Origin of the sequence: Sphingomonas sp. CCH9-F2, assembly GCF_001556735.1 — a bacterium.
Lineage (GTDB): Bacteria > Pseudomonadota > Alphaproteobacteria > Sphingomonadales > Sphingomonadaceae > Sphingomonas > Sphingomonas ginsenosidimutans.
Genome location: NZ_LSJO01000132.1, coordinates 1 through 5138, shown reverse-complemented (window position 1 = coordinate 5138; position 5138 = coordinate 1). Strand labels below are relative to the sequence as shown.

The 5138-nt window shown below is 68.8% G+C and carries 2 protein-coding genes; both read left to right on the top strand.

Going from position 1 to position 5138, the window contains the following annotated elements; all coding sequences use genetic code 11:
* Positions 1–244: 244 nt before the first annotated feature.
* The gene (locus AX685_RS03990) at positions 245–2146 is read left to right on the top strand and encodes a M61 family metallopeptidase (RefSeq protein ID WP_066485665.1); all 1902 of its coding nucleotides are present in this window, start codon (positions 245–247) and stop codon (positions 2144–2146) included.
* Between the two features lie 56 nt (positions 2147–2202).
* Positions 2203–5094, top strand: coding sequence for a hybrid sensor histidine kinase/response regulator (locus AX685_RS03985; protein WP_156445658.1), 2892 nt, complete (start codon positions 2203–2205; stop codon positions 5092–5094).
* Positions 5095–5138 lie beyond the last annotated feature (44 nt).

Genomic DNA, 5138 nt, shown 5'->3' with positions numbered 1-5138 from the left:
CCGCCGATGTCGCCGCCGGTCGACCTCCAGCAGCGACGGCGCCGTCTCCCCCACCCCCGCCGCCGCCGGCATCGCAGGAACGACCGCCAGCATCAGCGCCAGCCCAATACGCCACTTCGTCATGCATGCCTTCTGCCCCGGATCGGCCCGGCACGGCAATGGCCGGGCGCCTCGCGCGAAATTCACGTGACGGCCGGCGCACGCGCGGGATAGCAGGGACGACGGGATTTCAGGGGATAGGACGATGCGCATCCTGACACGACCGGCCGCGCTGCTGCTGCTGGCCTTCGCGACGCCGATACCCATCGCGGCGCAGACGCCCGACACCATTGCCTCCACCGCCGATGACGCGCCGGTCCGCTACGACATCTCCTTCCCCGATGCCGCGCATCATCAGGCGCGCATCGTCGCCACCTGGCGCGGCGTGCCGGCCGGGCCGCTGCGCGTGCAGATGTCGCGCTCCTCGCCGGGACGCTATGCGCTGCACGAATTCGCCAAAAACGTCTACGCCGTCTCCGCGACCGATGGCGCGGGCCGCGCACTGCCGCTCACCCGCACCGATCCCTATGGCTGGAGCGTGGCGGGCCACGACGGCACGGTGCGCATCACCTATACGCTGTACGGCGATCGCGGTGACGGCACCTATGCGCAGATCGACACCACCCACGCGCATCTCAACATGCCCGCGACGATCCTGTGGGCGACCGGCTATGACGATCGCCCGATCGACCTGACCTTCACGCCGGCCGCGCCGGACTGGACCGTAGCGACCCAGCTGGCGACAACGAACACCCCCGGCCGCTATCGCGCCGCGAACCTGCAATATCTGATGGACAGCCCGACCGAGCTGTCGCGTCACGACGTGCGCGAATGGCAGGTCGGCGACGGCGCCGATCGCTACACGATCCGGCTGGCGGTGCATCATCCCGGCACCCCGGCCGACGTGGATCGCTTCGCGGAGCAGGTGAAGGCGCTGATCCCGCAGCATCGCGCGCTGTTCGGCGAATGGCCGCGCTTCGACCATGGCAGCTACACGTTCATCGCCGATTACATGCCGCAGGCGAGCGGTGACGGGATGGAGCATCGCAACTCCACGATCGTCACCGGCACCGCGCCGCTGGACGGCAGCAACGCCGCGCAGCTGGGCACGGTGGCGCACGAATTCGTCCATGCCTGGAACGTCGAGCGGCTGCGCCCCGCGGAGCTGGAGCCGTTCGACTTCACCCGCGCCAATCCCACCCCGTCACTGTGGTTCGCGGAGGGGTTCACGCAATATTACGGCCCGCTGCTGATCCGCCGTGCGGGTCTGTCGACCACCGATGCATGGCTGGCGGATATGTCGCAGACGCTCGACTATGTCGTCAACGCGCCCGCGCGGCAGCTGGCGGGGCCGATGGAGATGAGCCTGCGCGCGCCCTTTGCCGATGCCGCGACCTCGATCGATCCGGTCAGCCCCAACGTCTTCCTGTCCTATTACCCCTATGGCGCGGTGGTGGCACTCGCGCTCGACCTGTCGCTGCGGCGGCAATTCCCGAAATTGACGCTCGACGATTACATGCGACTCTTGTGGCGCACCCATGGCCGCACCGAAAAACCCTATGTCACCGCCGACCTGCGCAGCGCGCTGGCGCAGCTGACCGGCGATGCCGCCTTCGCCCACCGCTTCTTTGCCCAAACGGTGGAGGGTCATGCACTGCCCGACATGGCGCCGCTGCTGGCGCAGGCCGGGCTGCTGCTACGCCCCGCCCACCCCGCGCGCGGCTGGATCGGCACGCGCGCGGCGAACGCGACGCCCGCGGGCGAGGTGGTGCTCGCCGCCGCGCCGCCGCCCGGTTCGCCGCTCTATGGCGCGGGCGCCGACAAGGGCGACCGGATCGTCGCGCTGGGCACGACGCCGCTCGCCACCGTCGCCGACTGGGACGCGGCGCTCGCGCGGCTGGCGCCGGGCAGCGACGTCGCGGTGCGCTTCGTCCCCCGCGACGGGCGCGAACGGCAGGCGACGCTGCGCGTCCGGCCCGACCCGACGCTGGAGGTGGTCCGCGCGGAGGCAGCGGGCATCCCACTGACCGCCGGGCAAAGGCGCTTCCGGAATGCCTGGCTCGGCGGGCCATCGGCCGACCCGCAAGAAACAACCGTTCGACGTTAGTCGCTTAGCTTGCGTCAATTGTTGACGGCAACCGACAGCGGTATCACACACCGGTCATGAGCACGTTACATTCGCGTAGTGCCGTGGGTGCGGTCTGGCCCGTCGGCGGCGGCGAAGCGGGAACATTGTTGCGCGCTTTCGACTGGTCGGGCACCGCACTGGGGCCGATCGACGGCTGGTCGCCCACGCTGCGCACCACAGTGTCGAACGTCCTCAACTCGCCGGTGCCCAAGGTGCTGATGTGGGGGACGGACCACATCATGATCTATAACGATGCCTATGCAGTGATCGCGGGCGCCAATCACCCCCGCGCGCTGGGCGGCACGGTGCCGGTCATCTGGCCGGAAATCTGGGACTGGAACCGCGTCATCCTGGAACGCGGCTTGCGCGGCGAGGTTCAGTCGTTCCGCGATCAGCCGATGACGCTGCTGCGCTCGGGCGTGCCCGAACAGGTCTATCTCGACCTGTTCTACACCCCGGTGTACGAAGCGGACGGCACCGTCGGCGGGGTGATGTGCACCGTGCTGGACAATACCGACCGGCTGCAGCTGGAACGCCGGCTCGCGGCGAGCGAGGCGGAATTGCGCGCCGTCACCGATGTGCTGCCGGTGCTGGTCGCGTTCATCGATCGCGATCACATCTATCGCTTCGCGAACGAATACTACCGCGAGTGGTTCGGGCTTACCCCGGCGCAGGTCGTCGGTCGCCATGCGCGCGAGGTGATCGGGGAAGCGAACTATGCCGCGCGGCAGTCCATGATGGACCGCGCACTGGCGGGCGAAACGATCGCGTCCGACGCCACGATTCAGCATGGCGACGGCGGCTGGCGGCGCGCCGACGTGCGCTACCTGCCGCGGCGCGAGGCGGACGGCAGCGTCTCGGGCTTCCACGTGCTGGTCTTCGATGTCGAGGAACGCGCTCAGCGGGAACAGGCGCTGGCCACCGCCAACGCCCGTTTCCGCGCGGCGATGGACGCGATGCACGGCGTCTTGTGGACCAACGACGCCGCCGGCCGGATGATCGGCGAGCAACCCGGCTGGGCGGCGCTGACCGGGCAGAGCGAGGCGGAATATCGGGGCTATGGCTGGGCCGATGCGGTCCACCCGGACGACGGCCCGCCGACGATCGCGGCGTGGGAGCGCGCCGTCGCCGCCAAATCGACGTTCGTGTTCGAACACCGCGTCCGCTCCGGCGACCAGTGGCGCACCTTCGCGATCCGTGCGGTGCCGCTGCTGGACGATGCGGGGGAGATCGTCGAATGGGTGGGCGTCCACACCGACATCACCCACCGTCGTGCGGCAGAGGCGGCATTGCGCGAACATGCCGAGCAGCTCGAACGCCAGATCCTGCATCGCGAGCGCGCCGAGGAACAGCTGCGCCAGCTCAACGAAAACCTCGAGGCGCGCGTCATCGCGGAAATCGCCACCCGCCGCGATGCCGAGGCGAAGCTGGCGCAGGCGCAGAAGATGGAGACGGTCGGCAAGCTGACCGGCGGCGTCGCGCACGATTTCAACAATCTGCTGCAAGTCGTGTCGGGCAACCTGCAATTGCTGGCCAGGGATATCGCGGGCAATCCGCGGGCGGAGGCGCGCGTCGCCAACGCGCTGGCGGGGGTGGCGCGCGGGTCGCGGCTGGCGGCGCAGCTGCTGGCGTTCGGCCGGCGCCAGGCCCTGGAGCCGAAGGTCGTCAACGTCACCCGCTTCGTCCAGGGGATGGAGGACATCCTGCGCCGTGCGATCGGCGAAGGGGTGGAGATCGAGACCGTCTTCGGCGGCGGCCTGTGGAACACCTTCATCGACCCCGGTCAGATCGAGAATGCGCTGCTGAACCTGGCGATCAACGCGCGCGACGCGATGGAGGGCCAGGGGCGGCTCACGATCGAACTGGCCAACGCCCATCTCGACGACGAATATGCGCGCACCCATGACGAGGTGACGCCCGGGCAATATGTCATGCTGGCAGTCACCGACACCGGCAGCGGCATGGCACCGGACGTGCTGGAAAAGGCGTTCGAACCGTTCTTCTCCACCAAGGCGGAGGGCAAGGGTTCGGGGCTGGGCCTGTCGATGGTCTATGGCTTCGTCAAACAGTCCGGCGGCCATGTGAAGATCTATTCGGAGATCGGCCACGGCACCACGATCCGCCTCTATCTGCCGCGCGCGATGGAGAGCGAGGACGTCGAGGTCGCGGTCGATACCGGCCCGATCACCGGCGGCACCGAGACCGTATTGGTGGTGGAGGATGACGACGAGGTGCGCGCCACCGTCGTCGAGATGCTTACCGACCTGGGCTATCGCGTGCTGAAGGCGGTGGACGCGCAAAGCGCGCTCAACGTCATCGAAAGCGGCATCCCCATCGACATGCTGTTCACCGACGTGGTGATGCCCGGCACGCTCAAAAGCCCGGAACTGGCGCGCAAGGCGCGGCAGCGGCTGCCCGACCTGGCGGTGCTGTTCACGTCGGGCTACACCGAAAACTCGATCGTCCATGGCGGGCGGCTGGATGCGGGCGTCGAGCTTCTGTCCAAGCCGTACACGCGCGAGGCGCTGGCCCGGAAATTCCGCCACGTCCTTGCCAATCAGCGCCAGCGCAGCCAGTCGGTCGGTCGCGCGGCAATCGCCCCGCCCCCGCTGCCCGCCGCCACCGGCATGACCGTGCTGCTGGTGGAGGACGACCCGCTGATCCGCACCGCGACCGCGGAGGCGTTGCAGGAAGGCGGGCATATCGTGATCGAGGCCGCCAGCGCGGAACAGGCGATGGCCACGCTACAGACCGTCCCCGTCGCTGTGCTGGTCACCGACATCCATCTGCCGGGCACGTCGGGGATCGAGCTGGCGCAGCGCGCGGAGGTAATCCGTCCCGGCATCCGCGTGGTGGTGGCCAGCGGCGACACCGGAGGGGTCGCCCCGCGACTGCCAGGCGCGCTGCTGCTGACGAAGACCCCATGACTGCCAGAGCCTCGGAGGCTCGAATCTGAGATGCTGATGATGGA